General features: G+C 69.3%; 23 protein-coding genes and 1 pseudogene. 12 read left to right on the plus strand and 12 right to left on the minus strand.

Annotation, left to right across the window (positions count from 1 at the left end; all coding sequences use genetic code 11):
- Positions 1-266: 266 nt before the first annotated feature.
- Positions 267-1718 carry a DUF4241 domain-containing protein gene (locus BUS84_RS01555; protein WP_159450948.1) on the minus strand — a complete coding sequence of 484 codons (1452 nt, stop codon included), beginning with the start codon at positions 1716-1718 and terminating at the stop codon, positions 267-269.
- 533 nt (positions 1719-2251) lie between these two features.
- Here BUS84_RS01555 and BUS84_RS37055 point away from each other — a divergent pair.
- Both BUS84_RS37055 and BUS84_RS39305 read left to right on the plus strand, forming a co-directional pair.
- On the plus strand, positions 2252-2440 hold the full coding sequence (locus tag BUS84_RS37055) for a hypothetical protein (RefSeq protein ID WP_143728148.1): 189 nt from the start codon (positions 2252-2254) through the stop codon (positions 2438-2440).
- Positions 2440-2778, plus strand: coding sequence for a hypothetical protein (locus tag BUS84_RS39305; protein ID WP_074308134.1), 339 nt, complete (start codon positions 2440-2442; stop codon positions 2776-2778). The genes BUS84_RS37055 and BUS84_RS39305 overlap by 1 nt, the downstream gene beginning before the upstream one ends.
- Before the next feature lie 430 nt (positions 2779-3208).
- On the opposite strand, the gene BUS84_RS01565 is transcribed toward BUS84_RS39305, so the two are convergent.
- Positions 3209-3988 carry an IS5/IS1182 family transposase gene (locus BUS84_RS01565; protein WP_074308136.1) on the minus strand — a complete coding sequence of 260 codons (780 nt, stop codon included), beginning with the start codon at positions 3986-3988 and terminating at the stop codon, positions 3209-3211.
- A 166-nt stretch (positions 3989-4154) separates the two neighbouring features.
- Here BUS84_RS01565 and BUS84_RS01570 point away from each other — a divergent pair, with 166 nt between their 5' ends.
- From BUS84_RS01570 to BUS84_RS01590, 6 genes are all read left to right on the plus strand, one after another.
- Positions 4155-4439, plus strand: coding sequence for a hypothetical protein (locus BUS84_RS01570; RefSeq protein WP_425293417.1), 285 nt, complete (start codon positions 4155-4157; stop codon positions 4437-4439).
- Positions 4436-4570 (plus strand): S24 family peptidase, encoded by a 135-nt coding sequence (locus BUS84_RS41035; protein ID WP_244298313.1) that lies wholly within the window; start codon positions 4436-4438, stop codon positions 4568-4570. The genes BUS84_RS01570 and BUS84_RS41035 overlap by 4 nt, the downstream gene beginning before the upstream one ends.
- A gap of 39 nt (positions 4571-4609) precedes the next feature.
- The gene (locus tag BUS84_RS41040; RefSeq protein ID WP_244298525.1) at positions 4610-4747 is read left to right on the plus strand and encodes a S26 family signal peptidase; all 138 of its coding nucleotides are present in this window, start codon (positions 4610-4612) and stop codon (positions 4745-4747) included.
- A 3-nt stretch (positions 4748-4750) separates the two neighbouring features.
- On the plus strand, positions 4751-5365 hold the full coding sequence (locus BUS84_RS01580; RefSeq protein WP_074308138.1) for a MauE/DoxX family redox-associated membrane protein: 615 nt from the start codon (positions 4751-4753) through the stop codon (positions 5363-5365).
- 38 nt (positions 5366-5403) lie between these two features.
- A complete protein-coding gene (locus BUS84_RS01585; RefSeq protein ID WP_074308140.1) occupies positions 5404-5979 on the plus strand; it encodes a hypothetical protein in 576 nt (191 codons plus the stop codon).
- A gap of 420 nt (positions 5980-6399) precedes the next feature.
- Positions 6400-7326 (plus strand): alpha/beta fold hydrolase, encoded by a 927-nt coding sequence (locus tag BUS84_RS01590; protein ID WP_074308142.1) that lies wholly within the window; start codon positions 6400-6402, stop codon positions 7324-7326.
- A gap of 50 nt (positions 7327-7376) precedes the next feature.
- Here the strand turns inward: BUS84_RS01590 and fxsT are convergent, their stop codons facing one another.
- The 8 genes from fxsT to BUS84_RS39325 form a co-directional block, all read right to left on the minus strand.
- Positions 7377-11261: an FxSxx-COOH system tetratricopeptide repeat protein gene (fxsT, locus tag BUS84_RS01595; RefSeq protein ID WP_074308144.1), complete on the minus strand. Its 3885-nt coding sequence runs from the start codon at positions 11259-11261 to the stop codon at positions 7377-7379.
- Positions 11258-12499: a TIR-like protein FxsC gene (locus tag BUS84_RS01600; protein ID WP_074308146.1), complete on the minus strand. Its 1242-nt coding sequence runs from the start codon at positions 12497-12499 to the stop codon at positions 11258-11260. The genes fxsT and BUS84_RS01600 overlap by 4 nt, the downstream gene beginning before the upstream one ends.
- Positions 12496-13137 (minus strand): TIR-like protein FxsC, encoded by a 642-nt coding sequence (locus BUS84_RS01605; protein WP_159450949.1) that lies wholly within the window; start codon positions 13135-13137, stop codon positions 12496-12498. Before BUS84_RS01605 ends, BUS84_RS01600 begins: the two co-directional genes overlap by 4 nt.
- Before the next feature lie 101 nt (positions 13138-13238).
- Positions 13239-14081 (minus strand): AAC(3) family N-acetyltransferase, encoded by an 843-nt coding sequence (locus BUS84_RS01610; RefSeq protein ID WP_074308148.1) that lies wholly within the window; start codon positions 14079-14081, stop codon positions 13239-13241.
- Positions 14068-16437 carry an FxsB family cyclophane-forming radical SAM/SPASM peptide maturase gene (locus tag BUS84_RS01615; protein WP_074308150.1) on the minus strand — a complete coding sequence of 790 codons (2370 nt, stop codon included), beginning with the start codon at positions 16435-16437 and terminating at the stop codon, positions 14068-14070. Before BUS84_RS01615 ends, BUS84_RS01610 begins: the two co-directional genes overlap by 14 nt.
- 3 nt (positions 16438-16440) lie before the next feature.
- Positions 16441-16617: a hypothetical protein gene (locus BUS84_RS38045; RefSeq protein WP_159450950.1), complete on the minus strand. Its 177-nt coding sequence runs from the start codon at positions 16615-16617 to the stop codon at positions 16441-16443.
- Between the two features lie 185 nt (positions 16618-16802).
- On the minus strand, positions 16803-17633 hold the full coding sequence (locus tag BUS84_RS39320; protein WP_244298316.1) for a hypothetical protein: 831 nt from the start codon (positions 17631-17633) through the stop codon (positions 16803-16805).
- The gene (locus BUS84_RS39325; protein WP_244298317.1) at positions 17594-17860 is read right to left on the minus strand and encodes a hypothetical protein; all 267 of its coding nucleotides are present in this window, start codon (positions 17858-17860) and stop codon (positions 17594-17596) included. Before BUS84_RS39325 ends, BUS84_RS39320 begins: the two co-directional genes overlap by 40 nt.
- 463 nt (positions 17861-18323) lie before the next feature.
- Between BUS84_RS39325 and BUS84_RS01625 the strand changes: the two are divergent.
- The 3 genes and pseudogenes from BUS84_RS01625 to BUS84_RS01635 all read left to right on the plus strand — a co-directional run.
- Positions 18324-18665 (plus strand): annotated as a pseudogene (locus BUS84_RS01625) (transposase family protein); the annotation flags it as partial.
- 11 nt (positions 18666-18676) lie between these two features.
- Positions 18677-19702 (plus strand): hypothetical protein, encoded by a 1026-nt coding sequence (locus tag BUS84_RS01630; protein WP_143728149.1) that lies wholly within the window; start codon positions 18677-18679, stop codon positions 19700-19702.
- Positions 19703-19810: 108 nt separating this feature from the next.
- Positions 19811-20365: a UPF0158 family protein gene (locus tag BUS84_RS01635; protein ID WP_208869488.1), complete on the plus strand. Its 555-nt coding sequence runs from the start codon at positions 19811-19813 to the stop codon at positions 20363-20365.
- Positions 20366-20763: 398 nt separating this feature from the next.
- Here the strand turns inward: BUS84_RS01635 and BUS84_RS01640 are convergent, their stop codons facing one another.
- The gene (locus BUS84_RS01640) at positions 20764-21399 is read right to left on the minus strand and encodes a response regulator (protein WP_074308157.1); all 636 of its coding nucleotides are present in this window, start codon (positions 21397-21399) and stop codon (positions 20764-20766) included.
- Positions 21387-22634 carry a sensor histidine kinase gene (locus BUS84_RS01645; protein ID WP_074308159.1) on the minus strand — a complete coding sequence of 416 codons (1248 nt, stop codon included), beginning with the start codon at positions 22632-22634 and terminating at the stop codon, positions 21387-21389. Before BUS84_RS01645 ends, BUS84_RS01640 begins: the two co-directional genes overlap by 13 nt.
- Before the next feature lie 513 nt (positions 22635-23147).
- Here BUS84_RS01645 and BUS84_RS01650 point away from each other — a divergent pair.
- Complete coding sequence (locus BUS84_RS01650; RefSeq protein ID WP_208869489.1) at positions 23148-24356, plus strand: alpha/beta hydrolase family protein; 1209 nt, start codon at positions 23148-23150, stop codon at positions 24354-24356.
- Positions 24357-24448: the final 92 nt, after the last annotated feature.

Here is a 24448-nt window from a genome sequence, read left to right on the forward strand (position 1 = left end):
CACACTGTGACCGTAGCGGGGGAGTACGCCGTGGTGAATGACCGGATCTGCCGCTGGTCGTGCGTTGGAAGCTCAGGTAGTGGCGTACGTCCGAAACTGTCGAGTTGAGGACGTTTGGCCGGCACGGTGACCGGCGGGGCGCATGCCGAATATCGCTATTAGGACCTCTTTGTCCGGTCGACCCGGCAGGGGCGGACCGGGACCTTCGGCCTGGGCCCGCCGGCGGGGCTTCGCCGGGACCGGGACGCCGTTGGGCGGGCGGTAGGTCAGCGACGGCTGACCTGCTCCTGCTTGGCTTCGATGCTGGCAGCCACGGTGGCCAGGAACTCGGCGGTTGCCTCGGGTTCTGCTGGCTTCGGCTCCGGCCGCACGCCGCTGAGCGTCGGGGTGGGGGTGAGGAAGACGGTGGTGTCGGGTGCGGTGGGCGGCAGGGGCTTCATGTCGTGGAGGACGAGCATGTCGGCCACCAGACAGGTGACCTCGCCGTCGGCGGTGCGGCCGATCCAGACCGGGTAGGAGCCGTCGCCTCTCCCGCTCGGGTAGGCGATCAGATTGGTGCCGGTGTTCGGATCGGCGATCTCCGGCTCCTTGTCGTCGTCCCAGGCGTCGCTCTGCTGCCGGTGCTCGTACGCCGTGGCGAGGGCGTCCCGCCCTGACGCGTCCAGGAATGCACCCATGCCGCTGTCCACTCCGAAGCCGTAGAACTCGTCGTCGCCGAGCAGCCGTATGTCCTGCCCGGGACGGACCGCGAGTTCCCAGCTCGCGGTGGGCGTGTCGAGGATCCGCAGCATCGCGGCGGTCGTCTCGCCCCAGCCTCTGCTCTCCCACCGCATGCCGGCGATCAGCACCGGGTAGTCCCCAGCCGGGACCATCACCGTGAACGGCTCGTCGCTGCCGCGGAGGGTGCCGGGGTCGGCAGCGATCACCGCACCGGTGGGCAGCCGCAGCATTCTGGCGGGTTCGGGTTCGGAAACGATCGCGGTGCCGAGTTCGGTGTCTGAGAACCGACTGCCCGGGGTGAACATCGCCTGCAGATCGCGGGGACGCATGCCCGATGGAGCCCTCCACAGCGGCGTTGGGGCCTCCCGGTGCCCCTGATCTTCCTTGTGCCTGGCGGGTACGAGCGTCACGTCGCCGGCGCCCCCCGCACTGCGTTTGAAACCGAGCAGCCGGCCGTCCGCGTACGCCGTCCAGTCGCCGAACGGGGCCCTGCGCAGGGTGCGGTGCCGCTCCGGGATGTCGTGGCCGGTCTGGAAAAGGCCGCCATGGTCCAGCTGCACATCGGCGGTGTCACTGTCCGGCCGGGCCGTGAGGGTGAAGTGCCAGCCGCGCTCGGGGAATTCCGGCTCGTCCGCAGACGCATAGCGCCACTGCTCGTAGTGGCGCAGATCGAGCAGGCCCGGCTCGTCGAGCTCGCGGTAGTCAAAGGCACGGTCGCGGCGGCTGTGCTCGTCGAAGAGGAACAGGCCCAGGTAGCGCCGCCCCCAGTCGATCTGCAGCAGCGCCCTCGGCCGTGCGTCGGCGGTGAGCAGCACCGCGTAAGGCTCTCCGGCCGAATCGCGCTTGCGCGCCGCGTCCACACCCATCACGCCGACGGGCTTTCGGCTCCCCGGATCCCATCCCGCGCAGTAGGTGACCTCGACCGCGATCTCCTCGGCCACGCCCTGCTCCGCTCTCGCGATCAGGGACGAGCTGATCCGGACAGTAGCCGCCGCCACGGAGAGTCCGCTTACCAGCGCTAGGCAGGTCAGGAACACCAGACCGGATCGCCCGCGGCCGAAAGCCTCGCCGGCCGAACCAAACTTCCGCAGACTTCCCCATGAACCACCACGATCTGCAACTCCTCGGGCCCGGTCGGTCGCCTGAGCGTCACCGGGATCATGCTGGGTCGACATGACGTCATGATCCCATTGGTCTCCAGCCATCCATCCGGCTCCCACCGCCGCAGACACGACCGCTTCTGCCGCCGATCGTGCGCGTCGGCGTCGGAGCGCCCCGTCACCGTAGGTAGCCGCCAGCGGTGGCACGTCCGGGTGCGAGGACGTCCGGTCGTGCCGATGACAAGGCGTTTCCAGGTGGCGTTTGCCCCGGCGGCGTAGAACAGTGGCAGTCAGCCAGATCCGTGGAGGGGCCTCGACGTGACAAGGCAACCATGGAAAGACATCCAGTGCCGGATCGTCGATGGCTTCCGCCGCCCGGACACGCCCAGCGCGAGCGGCACTACCCCGTGAAGGGTCAGGACACGGACCCGGTGGCGCAGGCACTTGAAGTCTGGCTCGATGCCCGATCTCGTCTCGAAGCCGCGATGGAGCCCATCTTCCAACGAATCAGTACCCCGCTCGACCTGGTGCAACTGAACGATCTCCGGATAGAAGAGAACGTGGCCTGGGACCGCTTCCGTACCGTCCGCCTGACCGACACGACCGAAGGTGGTCAGTAGTGGGCGACAGGGACATCCTCGATGCGCTCAACACGATCGAGGCCGCCAGCAAGGGCATCGACCAGGCTCTCCAGGCCGCGCAGGACCACAGCGGGAAGCTGAACCCGATGCTGCTCGACATCGAGCTCGTCGAACGGCACCGCTACTACTTCCGGATGGGACTTGACTACTTCGAGGAGTCATACGGCGGCAGGCGTCCGGCGGATGACCCGACAGACGAGGAGTACGACAGCCTGCGGCGACGCAGGTTCGGGCAGCTGCCCGAACGCCTTTCGCCGGCCAAGTTAGTCGAGCTGGCCGAGACCGATCCTCGCCGCGAGACGCACGAACTTGACTGACGGCGTCCGCACATGCCGCATTGAGGAGGCGTTGGACTGCGGGCGACGGGTGCTGATCAGGGCACTCGTCGGCGTCCTCGTCCGCAAGATGCGCTGCGGCACTGCTGTCCGCAGCTCGGTAGGTTTCGCATTCCGGCGCGCCGATCTCGCGCATCACGCATCCAGCATCCCAGCGAACCCTCACGGGACGACGCACGCACTCTTCTGCCGCCGATCGTGCGCGTCGGCATCGGAGCGCCCCGTCACCCTAGGTAGCCGCCAGCGGTGGTACGTCCGGGTGCGAGGACGTCCGGTCGTGCCGAATTGAGGGCGTTGGTCGCAGTCTCATGCTGGTCTTCAGCACGGGAACGACTCCGTGAGACCGAACGCTAAGATCGCCGGATGCTGTTCAAGGCGGACCTGGGCAAGCGGGTCGACAACTGAGCCATTTTCATCCTGCGTAGCGGTTCGCTTCGACGTGGTGCAGGACGAGGATGGCCTGCACGATCGCGGTGGCGCGGCGTGGGCAGCAGCGCAGCTTGGCCAGGATCTTCCAGGTCTTGAGCGTGGCGATGGCCCGTTCGCCGCGGGCCCGGAGCTTCGCATGCGCCCGGTTGACCGCCTTCTGCCGGCGCGACAATTTGGGCCGGAAGCGGCGCCGCTTGAACGGGGTGCGCACGCTGCCCCGGGCGCCCTGGTAGCCCTTGTCGGCGAAGGTCATCACGTCCGCGCTGGTTAGCGCGTCGATGATGCCGTGGATACGGGCGGCGGTGAGGTCGTGCGCCGAGCCCGCCAGTGGTGAGGCCCATACGAGCCGGCCGGCGGCGTCGGCGATGACCTGCACGTTCACGCCATGCCTCTTGTGCTTGCCCGAGTAGTAGGGCTTCTGGTCTGCCACGCGGTCGATCGGAATCAGCGTGCCGTCCAGGATCGCGTACGCCAGTTGCCGGATGCGCCGCATCGCCCTGGCCAGGTCCTCGGCGACCGCTGCGAGCAGCATGATCGCTTCCTGTACGTAGCGCCAGGCGGTGGCGACGCCGACGGCGAACCCGGCGGCGAGCCGGGTGTAGGTGTCGCCGTTGCGCAGGTGGGCAAGGGCGAGCAGCGACTGCCGGCCCGGGTCGAGGCGCCGCCACCGGGATCGATGCTGGTTGCGGTGCTGGCGGTTGAGGTCAGCGAGGTGGTTCAGGGTGCGGCTGGACAGCGAGATCGTGGAAGGGTAAGACAGCACAGGCGAGGCTCCCGGTCGGGGCATCGGATCTTGGTCGACTGCTGTCTTACGTGGAGCCTCGCCCTCATCGATCTCCGGGCTCGCCGCACCCGCCCTGAGCTGCAAGATCAGCTTGGAAGGGCTCACTGATTGTCTCGGGCGTGATGGGGCCCTGGCCAGGTCCCTGATGCGCGCCGACGCCGACTTGCTCATCCTGGACAAGCCCAGCTCCGGGCTCGACGCGGACGCCGAAACCCGGGTGCACGCGTCCCTGACCCGGATCCGTCGGGGCCGCACGGGGCTCCTGATCTCCCACCGGCTCAGCACCCTGCGCGACGCGCAACGCATCGTCGTGCTGGACGACGGACGCGTCATCGAGTCCGGCGCACACGACGAGCTGATGACGGCCGACGGCGAGTACGCGCGGCTGTTCCGCCTCCAGGCCGACGGCTACCAGCTGACGGTGTCATGAGGAGCTGGCTGTGCCGCCGGTGGCGGCTGGTGGTGGTCCGCGGGCACAGCATGGCGCCGACCCTGCGCGACGGCGACCGGCTCGTCGTCCGCGTCGGGCGCGGGCCGACCCCCGGTGATTTGGTCGTCTAACGGGCGCGCGACGTCGTGCCCGACGCCGACCTGACCTGGATGGTCAAACGCGTGGACCGGATCGAGCCGGACGGCGCCGTGACCGTACGCGGCGACAACACCCACAGCCAGGACTCGCGGCATTTCGGGACGGTGCCACGCGGGGCGGTCCTCGGCGTGGCCCTGAGGAGGCGATGACACGTGTACGTCGAGATCGGATCTCGGGTGCTGCTCGGCTCGGTGCTGCTGGCGGCGGCCGTCGGTAAGGCCAGCGGTCGGGCCGCCTTCCGCGAGTTCACGCGCTCGGTGCGCGACCTGGGCTACCGACCGGCCAACCCACTCGCCGGGGCCGTGGTCGCCGCCGAGTTCACCGCCGTCGTCCTGCTGGCGGTGTTCCCGCCGGCCGGCTTCCTCCTGTCGGCCGCCCTGCTGCTCGCCTTCACCGTCGCCATCGCCACGAACCTGCGGCGGGGCGGTGCCACCTGCCGCTGTTTCGGCCGCACCGCCGCGCCGCTGGGCCGGCACCACGCGTGGCGCAACGTGTTCCTCGTCGGCTGTGCCATCGCTGGCGCGCTGGCACCGGCCGGGCACGTACGCCCGGGCGAAGCGGTCGCGTCACGGGCTGGACCGACCGGTGCCACGGCATCAGCGAGGTCGAGTTGTTCTTCGGCTCCATGCAGCGGGAACTGCTCGACCGCCAGCTCCGGCCAACTGGAAGACCGGCGGACGGATTCGAGTTCACCCGGATCTGGACTGGCGCGGCGGCATGCGGCAGGGTCTGATTCCTGTGGAGAGTGGCGGGTGTCGGCCCCATGACGGACTGGTGGCCTGGCCGGCCTCGACGGGAGCGTGGCATGACGACGGCTGTGATCACAGCCAGCGCAAGCATTGTGGTCGCGGTGCTGGTCTTTGTACTCAACCAGCGTGCTCAGCTGCGAGCCGAACGTCGGCTCGCCCGTCTAGACCGGGTCGCCAGGCAGTTGCGTGACCTCTACGGTCCGCTGCATGCACTGGTCGATGTCAACGAACGTCTCTGGCGAGCCCTCCGTGACGTCGACCTTCCCGACAGCGAGCAGCGCAAATCCGACGATCCCCTGCCGGTCGAGCAGCAGGAACAGTGGATGCGCTGGCTCCAGCACGCCCTCGTGCCGGCGAACATTAGGATGCGCGATCTCATCATCGGCCATGCTGACCTGGTGATCGAGGACGGCATGCCGGAACCGCTGCGAGGGTTCTGTGCCCACGTCGCCGCGTACGAGGTGATGTTGTCCAGTCCGGATCAGGGTGTGGGTCAGCGGCGGAAGACCCTGATCAGGCACCCCGGCGCCCCATACGTCGACTACGTACGACGGTCATTCGATGCGTTGAAGCGCGAGCAGCGGCAACTGATGGCGACGCAACGAAAGCGCTGGCGTTTCACTGCCGGCTAGTTGCGGCACCGAAGACGCCCGATATAGACAATAATAGGTTGATAGATCGGCTGTGTCTGTTCATGCAGGGCACGTAGCGCAACGAGATCCGAGCAACTGCCTCCGGAGCGACGAATCCGCCGGTCACCGGCCTGCCCCCGCAGCCTCGCATCGGGGTGCGGAGGAACCCGGGCCACGCTCCGGTGATCAACGATCCGGGAGTGGATCTGCTGGTCAGGGGCAACACGGGCCCTGGCGGGGCCGCCCGGCACGGGTCCGGCGTGTCTCTCCGGACTGCTGGTGTACCTGCCTCGACAGGCGATACGCTGAGTTCTTCAGGAATCAGCCCCATCACAATCGACGGGGGAGCCTCAGCCGAGGCGGTGCGTGCTGGTGTGCCCACCGACGCCGCCTTCCAGGAGGTTCGAGGGAGGGCACAGGGTGTCACAGGAGCGGCCGACTGAGTGGGACGTCCCACTGGACGACCGAACCCTCGCCGTCGAGACATCGGGAAAAGCGGACGGTTTTCCGGTCTTCCTGATGCACGGGATGCCCGGCAGCCGCAGTGGCCCGAAGCCTCGGAGCATGATCCTGCATCTGCTTGGCATCAGGCTGATCTGCTACGACCGACCTGGCTACGGCAGATCAACCCGCCACCCCGGCCGGCGCGTCGTCGATGCCGCCCTGGACGTGCAGGCGATCGCCAATCACCTTGAGCTGGACAAGTTCGCCGTGGTGGGCCGCTCCGGGGGTGGGCCCCACGCCCTCGCCTGCGCCGCCAGTGACCTGTTCACCGACCGGCTGACCCGGGTCGCGGTCCTGGTCTCCCCAGCCCCCACTGACGCACCCGGCCTTGACTGGTACGCCGGCATGGCTCCCTCCAACATCCAGGCGTATCGGGAGGCGATGTCCGACCAGCGCAGCTTGATCGAGTCGCTGACGATCCGGGCCGACCGCACGCGACGGGATCCGGCGAGCGTGGTCAGCTTCATCGACGGCGAGTTGAGCGCCGCCGACCGGAACGTGGTCGAGGACGTCGCGCTGCGCCGCCAGCTTACCGAGAGCTACGCCGAGGCGGTGCGCTTCGGCGCCGACGGCTGGATCGATGACGCGCTGGCGCTCAGCCAGGACTGGGGCTTCCTCCCGTCGTCGATCAAGGTGCCGGTCCGACTCTGGCACGGTGCCGAGGATGCCTTCTCGCCGGTCGCCCACACCCGTTGGCTCAAGTCGCAGATCCAGCATGCCGAGTTCGAGGAGCAACCCGGGGTGGGTCACTTCGCCGCGATGCTGATCCTGCCGGACATTCTCGCCTGGCTGGCCGCACCACAGCCGGAACTGGTCGACGCCCGCCCCGCCCGCCGGGTCTGACCCGACCACCCGGGCGGTCGCCACGTGCCGCCCGGGCCGCGGACGACGGATTAGAACGGGTGTGGGTCCAGGACCCGGTCGAGCAGCCTCCGGTGGCCCATCGCGCGCACGTCCGGGTGGCTGCCGCCGAGCCGCTCGACCAGTTCCGCCACGGCCGCCTCCAGTTCCTCCGGTCCGGAGTCCGGCTCGCGCAGACTCCGGATCAACGCCCGGTTGGCCGCAGCACGCAGGGTGTCAGGGTGCCGGATACCGAGCGACGTGCGCATCACCTTGTGCAGGTTGTCCACCATGTCGAACGCCCCAGCGAGATCGCCGGTCTCCGCCTTGCAGACCGCTAGATTCATCTGCGCGGCGAGCACGAACGGATGCTCCGGGTGCAGCATCTCGCCCAGTCCGCTGACGGCCACATGGGCCGACATGCGGGCGGCCTCCAGGTGGCCCTGCGCCCGAGCTGCCCCCGCCAGGTTGTTCTCGCAGATGAGCGTGTGCGGGTGACGGGGACCGAGCAGCGCCCGGTAGAGCGCCTGCACCGCCCGCAACTCCTCCTCGGCCCCGGCGGCGTCGTCGAGCGCCAGCCGGTTCGTCGCCCGGCTCAGCCGGGCCGCCAGCGTGTCCGGGCTGTCCTCGCCGAACGTCGTCTGCAGCGTGTCGCACGCGGCATCGAGCAACCGGGCCGCCTCGACCGGCCGACCGACGGTTCGCAGCGCGACCCCCAGGTTCGTCTGTGCACCCAACGTGGCCAGCGCGTTCGGTCCGGACAGGCTCTGATAGTCGGTCAGGGCCTCCTGTGACTGCACGAGTGAACGCTCGTACTCACCGGACTCCCGCAGGTCGCGTGCCAGGTTTACGGCTGAGGCGAGCGTCCAGTGGTTGTTGCGGCCGAGCACCACCCGGCGCCGCTCGTACGCCTGATCGTCGAGCCGCTGGGCCTCCTTCGCCCTGCCGGCCAGCCGCATCGAGGCAGCCAGGTTGTTCAGTGCCGTCAGGGTGCGCGGGAAGTCGTTACCGAAGTCCCGCGACCACATCCGATAGGTCTGCTCGTCCCGGGCCAGGGCCTCGCCGTACCGGCCCAGGCCGCGCAGGTCGCCGGCCAGGCCACCGGCGGTCATTAGTGCGTCGGCGTGCGTCTCGCCCAGCAGTTCCTGCTGCTGGGCCAGGGTCTCCTCGTCGTACGTGTAGGCCTGCTGGAAGTGGCCCTGGGAGCGCAGGATGTTGCCGAAGTTGAAGCGCAGCCGCAGCAGCGGCGGACGCAGCATCTCGCGCTCGTCCGGGTCGGTGCTCGATTCGAACCGGGCGGTCCACGCTTTCAGAATCCGCTCGGCCAGATCGCGGGCCTGGCTGAGCACGCCCCGCAGCCAGATGTAGCGGACACGCTCGACCAGCAGATCCAGCACGGCCGGGTCGTCGGAGTCGAGCGCGGCGCGCATGGCCACCTCGGACTCCTCCAGGTGGGGCCAGAGCATCCGGAACCGCTCCCAGCTGTCCGCCAAATCCACGTCGCTGTCTGGGCGGGCCGCGGCCAGAGCGCTGATCACCTCCCGCCGGATGGTTTGCTGCTCATCCTCGGTCATCCGCCGCTGCACGGCGTCGCGCAACAGCCGGTGGATCTCGATCTGCTGCGCCCGGGTGTCGAGCCGGAGCAGTGCCAGCCGGTTGATGCGCTGGATCAGCCTCGCGGCGCCCGACCGGGTCGGCACCGACGGGTCGGCCTGCCGTAGCAGCTTCCCGATGCCCTTGCTGTTCAGCAGTTCGATGGAGACCTTCACCGACAGCACCGAACAGATCTCCAGCAGGCGATAGGCGCCTGGCGAGTCCTGCCTGAGTCGGTCCAGCGATGGCCCCCAGGTGTCCAGGGAGGCGCCGTGCTCGGCCAACTGGGCCAGGTAGTCGTCCACCGCGATGCCGCTGTCGGCCATCAGGGCGCCACCGAGGGCGAGGGCGATCGGTAGGTCACCGAGTGCCTCGGCAACCCGATCGGCGTCGCGCGGGGAGATGCCGGGCACCTGTCGCTGGAGGTGCTCGACGCTCTCGGCCCGGCTGAACGGGCTGATCTCGATCGTCTCCGCGCTCTCCTCCCAGGTCTTCTCCCGGGCGGTGATGATGATGTGGCCCCGACCGCCCATGGGCAGGAAGTCCTCGATCTGCCGGTAGTCCGCGACGTTGTCGAAGACCAGCAGCCATCGTGGGTAGCGGTCGCCGCGAACCAGCGTGTCGTGCACCTGACGGATCGCGGCCGGGATGTTCGCCGGCTCCGGCAGGCCCATCCGCTCGCCGAGATCGACAAGCGTCGAGTCGACGAAGATCTGCGGATCGGCCTCGATCCAGAACACCAGGTCGTACGCCGTCCGGAAGCGGTGGACGTACTCCAGGGCGATCTGGGTCTTGCCCACGCCACCCATGCCACGTAGGGCGACGAGCGAGTATCCGCGACTGACGCCGGACTGGAGCAGGTGCCGCAGCCTGCGCAGATCCTCGTCGCGCCCGATGAACTGGACGTTGGCCACCGGCGTCTTCTGCAGCTCCGGACCAATGCCGGGATAGCGGGCCCCGCTCGCCGTGGGCACTTTGTCGGCGGACAACTCGACCCGGCCCACGAGCCGCAGCAGACTCGCCGCCGCGTCGCTCGCCCTCGTCAGCCCGTTGAGGAAGACCGACGTCTCCGGCACGAACTCGGGCAGCGGCCTAACGTCGTCGACGTACACCGCGAGCGGAGTCCCCGAGCCGGGACTCTCGGCCGGCGGCAGCGCACCCGGCGTGGTCTCCGCGTAGGCCGTCGAGACGACGGTCAGCGTCCTGGTCGGGACGACGTCACGGCCCGTGTCCGCCGATCCCGCGTCGATGACCTGGATGCCAACCAGGCCGAGGACCCGCTCGATCCACTCCGCCCAGGCCTGGTCCTTCGGGGCGTACCGCAGCAGGATCTCCCCCTGCGCCAGGAACCTCTTGCGTTCGAACTGGGACCGCAGCTGGTTCCGCACGGCGTCGTCGAGCCGCGGCAGCGACCGGACCTCACCCTCCGTGATGGCCGAGGTCAGTCGCTCGTACGCCGAGAGCATCGCCCGATCGGTGCCGAACGTCGCCAGCGTCTCCTCGTACGCGTAGTAGGCCACGTATGGCACCTCGACCTCGGCCCAGTAGTCGCGCCGATCCGCCTCGCTCAGCCCGCCGGGCAGACCGGCGAAACGGTGCATGGCAAACGCCCGTCCGGCGTTGGCCTTGTCCTGTTCGGCCGGGTCGACCCGCATCGGGGCCGGCAGCACCCGGATCCGCCGGTTGGTGTATCGGTTGGTCACCTCGCGGGCCACTCGCGCCGCGCCTTCGATTCCCTGGTCGCTGAAGGTGAAGCAATCAACCAGCACGTCCGGCAGGTGGATGGTGCAGATACTGGCCACGTCACTCAGCCCGGTCCGGCTGTCGATAAGCGTGTAGTCGTAGTTGCGGCGCATGTCCGCCCGCAACGCGTCGATGAACGCCTCCCCGCCCAGCCCGTCGTAGAAGACGTCCCAGTCCAGCCCGCTGATCCCGGCGGCATAGTCCTGGTTCTGCCGACCGGCGGAGAGGAAGTCGAGGCTGCCTCCGCCGGGGAAGGTGTAGTTCAGCGAAAACGCGAAATGCCGCACCCGCGCGAATTCCGCCTCCCAGCCGTTGGGGAGGGAGCGGCTCTTCGGCAGACCGTCGGCGTCCTTCGCCGAGGCCTGATTCTCAAAGCCGCGGATCATGTCGATGACGCCGCCGGTGCCGGGCAGGACGCTCAGGTCGATGAAGGGGTGATAGAACCGGTGCAGACCGGGCGATTCCAGATCCCAGTCCGCGACCAGCACCTTCTTGCCGTTCGCCGCCAGGATCCAGGCCACATTGGCTAGTGCCATGGTCCTGCCGGTACCACCCTTGAACGAGTAGAACGTGACCACTTGGCCGTTGCGTTCGTCAGTCATCGTTCCTCTTCCGTGCCTGGGAATGCGCTGCCCGACGATTCGGGCCGGCCGAGCTGCGGTCGCCGGACGCGGGGCCGGTCCGACGGAACGACGGGTGCGTTCTTCAGATACTGACGGCGTGCCTCGGTCACCAGCTCCGGCATGATCTGGACGAATTCCGGTAGCTGGGTGACCCGCTTCGCCGGCGGCCGATTCGCCCGCTGGAGCATCCGCGCGACCCGGTCGGCGAACCGGTCGCCCTCGCCCGCGGTCAGCGGATCGTCCCCGTTCAGCACCATCAGCGGAATCACCCACCGGGGCAGGCGCTTCAACACGAGCGCCAGACCGTGCTCGCCGGCGCTGTCGCTGACGATCCACGGATCGATGAGCAGCACGGAGGGACAGCGGGCCATCACGTCCCCGGCATCGGCGAAGCTGGTGATGTGGGTGGCCAGACCCAGCCGCTCGGCGGTGCTGGCCACGTACTTGGCCGCGGGCAGCGCCTGGTCCTGCCCGAACGGGCGCCACTGCTCGCTGCGCTCGGCATAGACCCCGGCCTCGTGATCCACCGGCACCTCGGCTCCCGTCGGTGCGGCGACGACGACCACGAACTGGGCGTCCGCCCGCGAGGTGTGGCGCGCCTCGGCCACCTTCGGTACCACGGAGGGTGGCAGCGGATACCGCTGCGCGATCCGGGTGACCTCCGTCGCGATCCGACCCAGAACCTGCTCGTACGCCGGGCGGTAGCTGGCGAGCATGCAGAGCGCCCGCAGCCCGTTCTCGGCGTACCCGGCGACGTCCCCGGCGAGTTCGAGTGCCTCGCGGGTCTCGGCCGTCTGGTCCCAGGACGGCAGCGGAATCCACAGCACCGGGACGATGTGCCGATACTTCTCGACGATCGGGGACGCCCTCAACCGGCGGCGGAACGCCTCCAGCTCACCGAGCGGCCAGGAGTTGCTGAGATAGGCGGGCGAGTAGAGCGGAACGAAGACCTGGGTGTTGCCGAGCGCTACGGTCAGCGTCTCCTCCCAGTCGGCTCCGGAGCTCAGCTGCGCGTCGAAGAACCCCACCCGCCGGTCGTCCGGGGCGGAGATCTGACCACGCACCGCCGCCGACAGGTCGTCGAAGAAGACCTTGACCCACTTGTCGGGGTCGAGGCGAGGATCCTCCAGCATCGGAGCGGAGTGGGCGTAGCTGAGGAAGAAGTAGGTGCTCTGGTCGGTCGCCACCGGCGCCGCGGCTGCCCCGATCCCGCTCATGCACCCCTCCTGGAGAACTTCCTGGCGAGCCCGTTGGGGGCGGTCAGGACCCGCGGCTCGACCCAGTGCGATCGGGACAGCTCGACGACGCGCTGAGCGAGTTTCCAGATCACGACATCGCTGGCGTCGTACTTCATGGAGAGCAGCCCGTACAGGCCCTCCTGGTGGTAGTTCGGGACCACGTCCTCGTCGGGCGTGCCGTCGGGGGAGAACCACTGGAGGCGGTTGGGTGGCTCACAGGAATCCGCAGGCGCCCAGCTCACCGGCAGGATGCCGGTCTCGTGGGTGGGCCGGCCGTCGCGGCGCACGATCGTACGGCTGGCGAAGAGGTCCCATTCCATCGCACACCACTCACTGTCGAGATAGGCCGGCGACAACAGCGCGACGAAGACCTGGCAGGTGCCGACGGCCTCCAGGAGTTCCGGCGTCCACCTCTCGCCACCGCGCATGTTCCGGTTGATGAAGCCCGGATCCGCGCCGGCCGGTCGGCTCACCAGGGCATTGACATGGATCGACAGCTCGGTGAATAGCCGCAGGGCGTTCGAGTTGGCCTCCCGCCGGCCCCCCGTCGCCCGCCCCGGCGGCTTGATCACGGCATAGCTGACAAAGAACAGCGGAGCGAGCGGATCGTCCACCACCCTGCCATCGTCCAACTGCCATTCTCCCACCATCGACCGCGGGTCTCGCCCGTTCCTGTTGCCCAAGGTAAGCACACCGACACCCGCGGGTCCAGACCGCTTTACGGTCGCCGATGCCCGGCCATCCAGGTTGTCGCGAAATCGACCGCGACGCGAAGATCAAGAAGCCTCGACGGTGCGGCGCCCACGAGGCCCCGCCCAACGGGCAGACAGGCCTCCATCGCCGCACCGATCTCGGGAAAATCGCTCGCGTCGAGCAGCGGCGCACGGAAGTCCCGCCGCTCCCGCCGGCCGCCCACCAGCACGTAACAGCGATACATTCGCTCCGGAGGGGGGCCCGCCGGCCGGCGCGCTTCGGGCCGGTACTCCGCCAGGTGCAGCGCGGTGCACCTGGCGTAACCCACGCCGAGCAGCAGGACTGCGGCCCCCGCCGTGAACAGATTGCCAAGTGGGGAGCGTTCCCCGAGGTGACAGTCGAGGTCGTGGATCTCGGTGAACTCGACCGCACGCCGGCCCAGGGCCGCGAAGGACGTGATCGGGTGGCCGCTGCGGGCCGCATCAGGCTGCTGCCGGACGTATTCGGCGAGGATCCCCATCCCCTCAGACGGCGTGGTCGCCGGATCGAATCCGGTCAGCCCGGCCTCGTACGCGGCCCGGCCCGCCGCGTTCAGACCGCTGGTGGCAGCGCGGAATGCCGGACCTGTCGTGGAATTACCGACCGTGTGCGCCGGCACGACAACCGTCGCGTCCGGACCGGCCACCCGGCGCAGCGCCGCCAGCAGTGTCGCCGGGCCCCCCACCACCGGCCCGATCCGCCGCATCGAGCAGTGCACCAACAGGTCCTGGCCGGCCCGCACCCCGACTGCGGCCAGATCGGCGGTGAGCCGGTTGACGTCTCGGGGGTCGGCGTGACCAACACGGGTCGGCCGGTCAGCGCGGGTCATCGGACCACGAGTCCACGGTCTCGCGCATGCGCCGGACGAACCGTTCCCCGTGCGCGGTCAGCGCGCCGGTGGCGGCCAGCTCATCGAGCGTACGTACCGTCCACCCGCGATACTGGCGGTACTGCTGCCGAGAACGGGCGCCGGGCTGGGCCCGCCAGATGTCGGCGACGGCCAGATGCGCGTACGTGCCTTGGAGCACCCCCTCCAGCGGTCGCGGCTCGTCCCGCCAAGGGACGGTGAGCCGCGGCGCGTACGTCGGGTCGTACAGGACGCTCACATCCAGTAGGGCGCCGAGCTTCACGTGCTGGAACTCGTGCACCAGCAGCTCCGCGAGCGGGCCGGCATCGGTCGGCACGGCGCCGAGCGCACCGAAGGTGTCCCGGGACGCGGCACTGCGCAGTCGGCCGGCGGGATCGACCCGCAGCGGTGTGACGGCCCGCAGCCCCGCCCGAATGCCGGGAGCCTGCCCGGGTACGAGGCGCTGGATCCGGCTCCACGCAGCCGCCAGCGATCGCTGCCAGAACGCCAGCTGCGCCGGGTCGAGCCGGTCAGCCACCGGCCACTCGTAGCAGTCCCGGTACAGGTCGAGATCCTCGACGACGACCCGCCAGCCGTCCAGCTCGGCCTGCCGCACCGGTAACCAGGCCGCCGGTGGCGGCGCAAGCCCGGCCAGCGGCACCGTGACGGCCGAAGTCCCGGCGCGGGCCGTGAAACCGCCGCCCGCGATCGACAGGCGCGCTTCCTGCTCCCCCGGTTCGTCGAGCGCGAGCGCGCCGAGGCCCGGCAGGTGAACCAGACCGGACCGTACCGGCACCTCGAGGTCGACGTCGGCGCCGGCACGGACCGCCACCGCCGCGGCCAGCGCGCTGAGGTGCGCCAAGTCGGAGGACTCGCCTGCGGGCGGGGTGAGGCAGTGTCGCGCCCACCGTCGCAGGAACGGATGGGCGAAGGCGACCGCCACCGCGTCGGGCGCGTCCTCGTCGAGCCGGGCAATCAGGTCCCAGGCCTCGGCGATCGGCGTACCGGCGACCCGGTCGGCGATCCCGACCAGCAGTCCCCGGACATAGGCGACCTGGGCGGTCGCCAGCCGCCGCAGGTTGGCCGCCGAGCCGTAGCCGGTGCCAAGATCGTCGAGCAGGTCGTCGGCTGGCAGGCCATCGAGCAGCCCGTCGCCGCCGGGCCCGCCCGCGTCGAACGGCGCGCCGGCGCGCACTGCGCTCGTCGAGGATTCTCGGTTGATCGACGTGATCAGCTCCTTCAGGTCGGCGCAGTAGACGGATGGGTTGTCGAACCCGCCGGCATCGGAGTAGCGGTGCGCCCGCAGCCCGCCACCGCACTGGTCGACGACGGGGCAGTCCCGGCAGATCCGGCAGAGCTGGGCCAGGCCACGCCGGCTGCGGGCGAACTCCGGATGGGCGGCCACGGCGTCCGCCGGATGGCGGAAGACGTCCAGCCCGGTTCCGGCCGCACCGTCGAACGCGGTCTTCATTGAATCGGCCAGTTCCCACGCGCCGTCCGTCTCGATCACTGCGAGGCCCGCCGGATCGAGCCCGACGGATTCGGTGCCGCTCTGCCCGCCCGCTGCGGTCGCCAACAGCGAGTCGAACAGCCGAATGTCGACCGGCATGCCGTCGCGGACCCACCGTCGGTAGATGCACAGCAGCCAGCCGGCGTACGGGGTGGCCCCGTCGGGTCGCGGAGGCGGACTGTTCCAGGTGGCGTGCGGAAGGAGGAAGTCGATCCGGGGCGGCGCCTCGGCCAGCAGCGCCTCGTAGACCTGGATCGGGTCGTTGCGCACATCGACCGTGCAGAGGATGCCCGCGTAAATGTGGCGGTACTCCGGGCGACGGAGCAGGGCCAGCGCCCGTCGTACCTGGGCGTGGCTGCTCGCCCCGCCGGCGAAGCGTCGGTGCCGGTCGTTGGCGGCGGCGTCACCGTCCAGCGAGATACCGACCCGTACGCCGTGCGTCACGAACAGGTCGCACAACTGCGGGGTGAGCAGCAACCCGTTGGACTGCATCCGCAGGTCCGGTTCGGCGAACGGCTCGATGGCAGCGCGCAGCCGGGTCAGCACCATCGCCAGTCCGGCCGCCCCGAGGAGCAGCGGTTCTCCGCCGTGCAGCACCAGGCGGACCCGGCGCAGTCCGTGTTTCCGGGCGTGCTCGGCGATCCGGGTGGCGGCGGCATCGACGGTCGCCGGGGCGATCGCCCGCGGCCGAGCACGCCAGCTCTGGTCCGCGTGCTCGTAGACGTAGCAGTGGTCGCAGGCCAGATCACACCGGCTGTGCACCTTGAGGACGTACTGGTTCAGTGGCAGCGGCCGCACCTCGAATGCCTCTGGCGTGGTGGACACCATGCATCAGATCGCCGAATTGAACGCAGCCACATCGACCGCCTCGGAGCGGTTGCGGTCCTCGACGATCCGCCGTACGAGGGGACGAACCTGGTCCGGGGTGAGCTGGCGCAGCGGTGTACGCAGGAGCAGAGTGAGATCGGAAAACGTCTGCTGGGCCTCGACGGGTACGGCATGGGCCACGGCGGTTCCCCCTCAATGCCGGTACGAGCGGACAGATCGGTCGGCGACGGAGCGATGAGCGTCACTCCACCTAGCAGCATAGAGACGACCTGGCGTCATGTCATCGGTCGATCACGTGCCGTGCGGAGCCTGCCGGATTTTCTGCGGTTGGGGATGTAGCTGTTTGGATGATTGATGGTGGTTGCTCAATGGGGTCGACGTCCGGGCAAGTGGATGGCGAGGGCATTGCCGGCTCGTTTCCAGCCCCCGGTGCTGGTGCCGGGGTTGCCGCCTCGTCGGCCGCTGATGTTGCCGATCCCGCTGTGGAGCGGCCTACCGCGGTACGGCACGGAACCACGCGTCCCGGTCGCCCGGCTGGGGTCCGCGCTGCTCGTCTCGAGGTATCTGCCGGCGACGGCGGTGTCGTGGACCACCGCCCCCAGCCGGCCGAGCAACGCCATCACCGTCACCACCGCATGCTGCGGAAGGCTGACGTCGAACCGCTCGATCGGTTGACACACTCGAATACCGGATTGGCGCAGCGCCGCGGCAACCACGACCGGGGCGAGATTGCGGAAGGCCGCCGCCACGGTCGAAACGGACTTGTCGAACTTCTGATGCGGCTTGCTCTGTCGCTGCCAGTACCGGGATGCCGTCATGGTGACCGTGCAGTCGGCGATCGGCCAGCCGTGCCGGCCCTGCCGGAGTCCGGCCCGCACGCCTTCCTCCGTGGCGACGACGAATGCCGGCGGCAGCCGGCCGGGCTCGATCCCGGGGTGGAACTCGAAGCCGTGCCCGACCGGGGCGGCCTCGATGCGCAAACCCAGCCCGGCCAGGTACGGGTTGCCGCGCTCGTGCACCCGATCCTCGGCGGCTCCGGTGCCGGCGACCCGTTCGATACAGGCCGTTAGCGTGCCGGAGAACCGCACGGGGACGCCGTACCGGTCCTGCATGGGAGCTGCAAGCACCTCTTTCTGGACCTCGCCGTGCAGACGGATCACCGCCTCCGCCTGCTGCTCGTCAAGCCGCAGGTCCACCAGTGGTCCTCGTCGGCCAGCTCGGCCAGGCCGGCGAACATCGCCAACCGCTGCTCCGGTTCCACCGGCTCGACGACCGCCTGCCTGATCGGTGGTGGGAACCGGTAGACGTGCCGCCGTGGCGGGTCCCCGATGTGCTGGCCGATCCGGGCCGAAACGCCGCGCACCGCGGCGATCTGCCCGGCGGGCACCGAGGGGCGCACCAGCACGCCTTCGGGTTCGATCACGGCGATCTCAGTCACCGTCTGGGGGCGGGCTCCAACGACCTGCACCCGATCCCGTGCCCGCAGACGCCCGGACCCACAATCGCAGCCAGGCCCCGCCGGCCGTGGCCGTCCCGGTCAACGGCGAAGACCATACCCGCCGGCGGACCGTCCCGCTCCTCGCTCCGCGGCAGCAGGTCGGCCAGGAGGTGGCACAGCTGACGTACGCCTGCTCCGGTTATCGCCGAGCCGCACGCCACCGGGGTGAGCTCGGCGCGGCGCACCCGCGTTCCGGATCGCAATGGCGCGCAGGGCCAGTCGACCGCCTGGAGAACTGACCTGCCGTCGCGATGACGCCGCTTTCGATCACCGGAACGCCGCCGGCGTCACCGGCCGCACCGCCGGCAACCGCCCGGGGAGATACCTCCTGACGCCGCGTCCCGTACAAACTTTCCCGCCCAGTGCGGCCAGTGGCAGCAGCGCATCCTCCAAGGGGTCAGTCCACCTCACCGCCGCCCGCAGCCACGGCATCATCGACGCGTTGACCAGCGCGGACGTGATGACTTTCGCCGACAAGGGCTACCAGGGCGCCCGGGGCAGCGTGCGCACTCCGTTCAAGCGGCGCCGCTTCCGCCCGAAGCTGTCACGCCGGCAGAGGGCGGTCAACCGGGCACACGCGAGGATCCGAGCCCGCGGAGAACGCGCCATCGCCACCCTCAAGACCTGGAAAACCCTTGCCAAACTGCGCTGCTGCACGCGCCGCGCCACCGCGATCGCGCAGGCCATCCTCGTCCTGCACCACGTCGAAGCGAACCGCTACGCACGATGAAAATGGCTCACTTGGTCGGCGCGGTGGACAGCCGCGACGACAAGCGGTTCAGCGCGGCCCTGCGGGGCATCGCGGGTGCCACGCCGAAGGCGCGCCCTGACGAGGTCGACGCGGCCCTGGCCAGGTTGACTTCGGTGCTCGCCGAGATCCCGCTCGGGATGGGCGGCGACCTGGCCCAGATTGCCGGCAGCATGGCGGACTACGGCACCGATGCGGCGGTGGTGGTGCCGACGCTCGTTAGTCGGGCCGCCAACGCGATGGAGCAGGCGGCACGCTTCGCCGAGTTGTACGGTGCGGTGTTCGGGGACCTGCCCGACCCCGATGATGCGGGGCAGATCGGCCCGACGATCGAGCGGTTCGTCGAGACGGCGCCCAACCGGGGGATGGCCCAGCCGGACGCCTATAACCTGGTGCAGGCGTGGTTCTCCGGCGGCAAGTGGGTTCAGCCGGTGCTGTACCTCTCGCAGCGCAAGGACGTGCGGGCCGTGCTGCCCGAGCGGTCGCGGCTTACCGCCGCCATCGACGCGACGCGTGAGCACTTCGGCACGGCGCATTGGTTGTACGGGCTGCTGCTTGTCCTGGACGACGAACCGCTGGTCGTGCTGCACCGCGCGACCCGACGCGGCTATCGGGTGACGATAAGCGGCGTCGGCGACAACTTTCAGCTGCACACGCTCCTCGCCGCCGCCCTGATCGGCGACGAGTCGCAGGGCCTGGTGCCCGGTCAACGGCCAAGCGCCGCGGAGATCGCGGCGGCCTCCGACGGCGAGGACTTGACACCGGCAGGCGGCATCCGAGGCAACTTCAACCTGGTCGACGCCCACGGCGAATGGATCTGGAACGAGGGTCGTCCTGCGGATATCCCGAAGCTGGAAGGAAAGCGAGTCGCCGTCATCGATCCGCCGCCGTACCCGCGGAGTTGGAACGCCGGCCGGCCATACCCGTTGATGCGCCCGACGGTAACCGCGGATGGCATGCTGCCGGCCGATGAGGCCGCGCATTGGCTCGCTCGGGTCAAACCTTCGCAGCGCGGGTAGCCCTCACACAGCTCCGGCTTGACAGCGCCATGAAACCTTCGCACGGGTCGGCTGGCGCTACGAGCGCCGACGCCCGCCAGCTGAGCTGCCGAGCATGTGCCGTCTCGATTGATCGAGGCTGACTGGCGCTTCTGCCGCTGGTCCCGCGGTCGCTGGTGGAAGCGCGGCGGGCAGCGGGTTTATGGTGGCCGGATGCTTGACCTGAGCCGGCTAGACCTGGAGGAGATCGCCGCCGCGCTCGAGGACCAGACCGACTACGAGCACCGATGGCTGATCAACCCCCAGACCGGCGAGACCGTGTTCTGGACGACGGACGGCGGCATCGATGGACACACGCCCGTCGACCTTGACGACCTCGACCTGATCGGCATCGACCCGCTGCCGTCCTACGTCTGGTATCAGGACATGGCCGACTTCGCTGAGAGGATCAGTGACGCGGTGGCCGGCCGCCGACTTGCGCGAGCTATCCAGGGCAAGGGCGCCTTCCGCCGGTTCAAGAACGAGTTGCACGAGGAGTATCCGCACCTGCTGTCGGCGTGGTACGCCTTCCGCGGCGTGCGCGCGAAGCGGCGGGCGATTGAATGGCTGGTCGACAACTCGCTGGTCGACGACGAAACGGGCGAGCGTTTCGTGGCCGAGCACCCAGATCCCGACCTTCCATGAGCTGGCGCCCGCGCCGCGCGACTTCCTGTACGACGAACACACGCATCTGCCGCCGACTGGGCGTCACGGTCCGTCACGAATTCGCGGTGGCACTCGAGGCGCGGCCGTGCCGGTGACCGCGCACCCGGACAACGTCCGCTCGTGCCGAGATGAGTGCGTGGCTGCTGTGAAACCTCGACGCCGATCAGCAACTGCGGTAACGCCTGCCGCGGCTTGCCGCTTTGGGGTGCCATAAGCGTGCGTTTCGGGGCAATGGCTGAGGGGTGACACTTGTCAGCACGGGGGGGGGGGGGGGGGGGGTAGCTTCCTCGGCTCACACGCCAGGCTGGCTCCTTAGAACGACAGTCATGGTCTATGTGAGGCGGGCGGGGGTTCCCAGATGCTGCCGTCGGCCCGGTTTACTGGTCGAGGTAGGTCAAAACGGCGAGTACGCGGCGGTGGCCGCTGCCTGATGGTGGTAAGCCGAGTTTGGCGAAGAGCGTGTTGATGTGGTTGCTGACCGATTTTTCGGTGATGACCATGTGTTCGGCGATCGCGGCGTTGGTGCGCCCCTCGGCCATCAGGCCGAGCACGTCCCGCTCTCGTGGGGTAAGCGCGGCCAGGGTGTCGCGCTGGTGTAGCAGTTGGGCGACGACCTCTGGGTCCATGACCGTCCCGCCGGCGGCGATCTGACGGATCGCGTCGATGAACTGTCGTACGTCGCCGACCCGGTCCTTGAGGAGGTATCCGACCGCACCGGCACGGTCAGAGAGCAGTTCACGGGCGTAGAGGCGTTCGACGTACTGGGAGAGGATCAGGACGGGCAGGCCGGGTACCTCGGCGCGGGCGGCGATAGCGGCGCGTAGCCCTTCGTCGGTGAAGGTGGGCGGTAGGCGCACGTCGACCACGGCGACGTCTGGCCGGAGCGAGACGAGCGCCTCGACCAGCTGTGAACCGTCGTCGATGGCGGCCACCACGTCGAAACCGTACGCGGTCAACATCCGGGTCAGCCCGTCGCGCAGCAGTAGTTGGTCTTCGGCGATCAGGACGCGCATGGCAGTTCCATGTCCAGCACGGTAGGCCCGCCCAGGGGGCTGGTGATGTGGAGGGTTCCGTCGAAGGCGGACAACCTCCGTTGGATGCCACGCAGTCCGGTGCCGCGTGACGGGTCGGCGCCGCCGTGACCGTTGTCGCCGACGGTGATGTGCAGCAGGTTCCCCTGGTCGGTGACGGTGACCTGGATGTGCTGGGCGCTGCTGTGCCGCAGGGCGTTGCCGAGCGACTCGGCAATGACGAAGTACGCCGCCGACTCCACCGGCGCGGCCAGCCGTCGGTCGAGTCGCAGATCCAGCTCGATCGTGATGCCGCTGGTCAGCTTCAGTGCCAGGGCCTGGACCGCCCCGGTCAGGCCCCGATCGGCCAGCACCGGCGGGTGGATGCCGCGTACCAGGTCGCGGAGTTCCGTGAGGGCGGCGCCGACGCTGGCCTTCGCCTCGGCCATTAGGACCTTGGCGCCGGCCGGGTCGGCGTCGATGACGTCCTCGGCCATGCCGAGGTTCATGGTTGCCGCGACGAGGCGTACCTGCGCGCCGTCATGCAGATCACGCTCGACGCGGCGAAGCTCTACGGCGGACGCGTCAACGGCAGCGGCCCTGGTGGCGGTCAACCGGTCGACCCGGGCGGACAGCCGGGCGGTGGACGTGGGTCCCAGCAGCGCGCTCGCCAGCCGGGCCTGACCGGTGAGGAGGTGCCGGGGCAGGCGGTAGGCGAGCACCACCAACCCGACGCCGACCGGCACCATCAGCCACGTCAACGGGCCGGACCTGCCGGTGATCTCCAGCACCACGGGATCGAAGCTCGTGCGGGTCGGCTGCAGCGCCCGCAACAACGGCGCGAACAGGCACTCCGCTGCCCCCAGCCACAGCCCGATCGCCACCGTCACACTCAGCAGAGCCACCGGGAACTGGCACAGTATCCAGGCCAGATCGCGCCAGGTGGCCGGCTCGCCGATCAACGTCCGGGCCCGGGCAAGTACGCCCTTGGGCAACGGGAGGTAGGGGGACGGCACCGGTTCAGCCAGCACCGTAGCGGCTCGGTGGCGTTGCAGATCGGCCAGTCGACGGGTCAGCCACACCACGCCGACGAAGAGCAAGATGCCCAGGCCCGCCGCAAGGCTCGACGGCACCGAGACCAGCGTCAGGAACAGCAGGAACGGCGCGGCCAGCCCGATGGCCGTACCGGCGAGCAACTGTCCGAGTTCGTTGGCCCCGCGTATAAGTTTCTGCCGCATTTTGATGATTCTTTCAGTCGTATTCGCGGACGCCAGGTCGGACGTCCCTTACCGAACAGAGATCGACACTATTTGCCGTGCCGGTCGGAGTCGATGAGGCAGATACCCCGATCCGTTCAGGTGCCTGCACCCCTACGACCTCAGGTGCGGCGGCCCTGGTCCGTGTCCGGCGAGCAGGCGAGTCTGAATGCCGCGAATGGCGCGCCGCCGGACGCGTCCAACAACCTGAAGAGGATGGCTGCAATGCGGCACACAACGGCTCGTACGAGCGTGACGGGTCGAACCGGGGGAACCACCGTATCCAGAACGGGCTGGGCCTGGCTCTTGCCGCGGATCCTGGCGGCTCTTACCGTACTCGTCTGCTCGGTCCTCGTCCTTCCGGCTGCTCCCGCGAACGCCGCGCCTGACGGACCGACCGCCACCGAAGTGTCCTTCGCCGGCAACGGTGGCGTGGTCCTGCACGGCACCGTCCTGGCACCAGTGTCGACGACACAGCGCCGACCAGCGATGGTCATGATCGAGGGAGCGGGCAATCGAGGCCGACGGGAGCTGCGCCTCGCGGCCGAAGCACTCGCCCAGCGCGGAATTGTCACGCTCATTTACGACAAGCGGACCGAAGGCTACAACCTGTTACATCGCGACTATTCGGTGCTGGCCGAAGATGCGCTCGCCGGCCTGCGACTGCTGCGCTCCCGCGCCGACGTCGATCCGGCCCGGCTCGGGATGTGGGCGCTGTCCGAGGGGGCGTTTGTCGCACCACTGGCCGCGAGCCGCTCCACCGACGTGAAATTCCTGATCACTGCCGGCGCGGTCGGTATCACTCCGGCCGCCCAGACCGCGTGGGGTTACGACGAGCAACTGCGGCACGCCGGAGTCTCCGGGTCCTTCACGCACACGATGCGGGTGACCGCCGTGCGGATGACGATCGGCGCGGGCATCTTCCCCGAGGCCTTCTTCGACCCGGCACCGGTCTGGGAACAGGTACGCCAGCCGGTACTCGCCCAATGGGGTGAACTCGACCGAGAAGCCCTCCCGAGGGAGAGCAGCCAGATCATCCGGCAGGCGTTGGAGCGTGGCGGCAACACCCATTACACGATCCGGTTCGTCCCCGAGGTCCGGCACAACCTGTACGTCACCGCCAACGGCGGGTTCGACCGACTCGCCAGAATCCCGGCCAACTACGGCGACTACGAGGCGTCCTGGATCGACCGCCTGACGCACGCCCTGCCCAACGCAAGCGCCGACCCGGCGCCGCCTCAGCACATTCCCAGCCCGACCCTCACGCCGCTGGCCTGGTACGAGTCGCCCTGGCTCCAACTCGCCGCCCTGCTGGTGTTTCTGGTGGCCTTCGCCGGCTACCCGTTGACCGCCGCCGTACGCCGGATCCGTGGCCGCCGCGGCGCACCGCCGGTACGGCGTCCCGCGCGCTGGCTGGCCGCCACCGGCCTGGCAACCACACTGGGTTTCCTGGTCTACCTCTTCTTCGTGATGGCCACCGCAGCGCACGTCGTCGGACCCGTTCTGATCGGCCGCCCGATAGCCTGGCTCGTTCTACAGGTCCTCGCCGTCGCCACCGTCGTGGCCACCGTCGCGACCGCGCTGTCCTGGCGACGTCACCGCCGCGATCTCACGCGCGCCGACCGAGCCCGACTCGGCCTACTCGCCGCAGCCGGCCTGCTGTTCCTACCCTGGGCGGCCTATTGGGGACTACTCATCCCGTGACGGCCGCAGGCCTCAACGGCCCGCGCAAGAACAGTCAACAGCCACGCAGAAGACTCACGCTCATCGGTTGCTTGTTGACTGGCGGTACGACC

The sequence above is a fragment of the Micromonospora cremea genome, from assembly GCF_900143515.1.
Classification (GTDB): domain Bacteria; phylum Actinomycetota; class Actinomycetes; order Mycobacteriales; family Micromonosporaceae; genus Micromonospora; species Micromonospora cremea.

Bases quoted from the DNA above. Each gene is read 5' to 3' on its own strand.
- BUS84_RS01610 (WP_074308148.1), bottom strand. From the start codon at position 14,081: ATGACCCGCGCTGACCGGCCGACCCGTGTTGGTCACGCCGACCCCCGA.
- BUS84_RS41040 (WP_244298525.1), top strand. From the start codon at position 4,610: ATGGTCAAACGCGTGGACCGGATCGAGCCGGACGGCGCCGTGACCGTA.
- BUS84_RS01640 (WP_074308157.1), bottom strand. From the start codon at position 21,399: ATGCGCGTCCTGATCGCCGAAGACCAACTACTGCTGCGCGACGGGCTG.
- BUS84_RS01570 (WP_425293417.1), top strand. From the start codon at position 4,155: ATGCGCGCCGACGCCGACTTGCTCATCCTGGACAAGCCCAGCTCCGGG.
- BUS84_RS41035 (WP_244298313.1), top strand. From the start codon at position 4,436: ATGAGGAGCTGGCTGTGCCGCCGGTGGCGGCTGGTGGTGGTCCGCGGG.
- BUS84_RS01650 (WP_208869489.1), top strand. From the start codon at position 23,148: ATGATCGAGGGAGCGGGCAATCGAGGCCGACGGGAGCTGCGCCTCGCG.
- BUS84_RS01645 (WP_074308159.1), bottom strand. From the start codon at position 22,634: ATGCGGCAGAAACTTATACGCGGGGCCAACGAACTCGGACAGTTGCTC.
- fxsT (WP_074308144.1), bottom strand. From the start codon at position 11,261: ATGACTGACGAACGCAACGGCCAAGTGGTCACGTTCTACTCGTTCAAG.
- BUS84_RS01585 (WP_074308140.1), top strand. From the start codon at position 5,404: ATGACGACGGCTGTGATCACAGCCAGCGCAAGCATTGTGGTCGCGGTG.
- BUS84_RS01615 (WP_074308150.1), bottom strand. From the start codon at position 16,437: ATGGTGTCCACCACGCCAGAGGCATTCGAGGTGCGGCCGCTGCCACTG.
- BUS84_RS01600 (WP_074308146.1), bottom strand. From the start codon at position 12,499: ATGAGCGGGATCGGGGCAGCCGCGGCGCCGGTGGCGACCGACCAGAGC.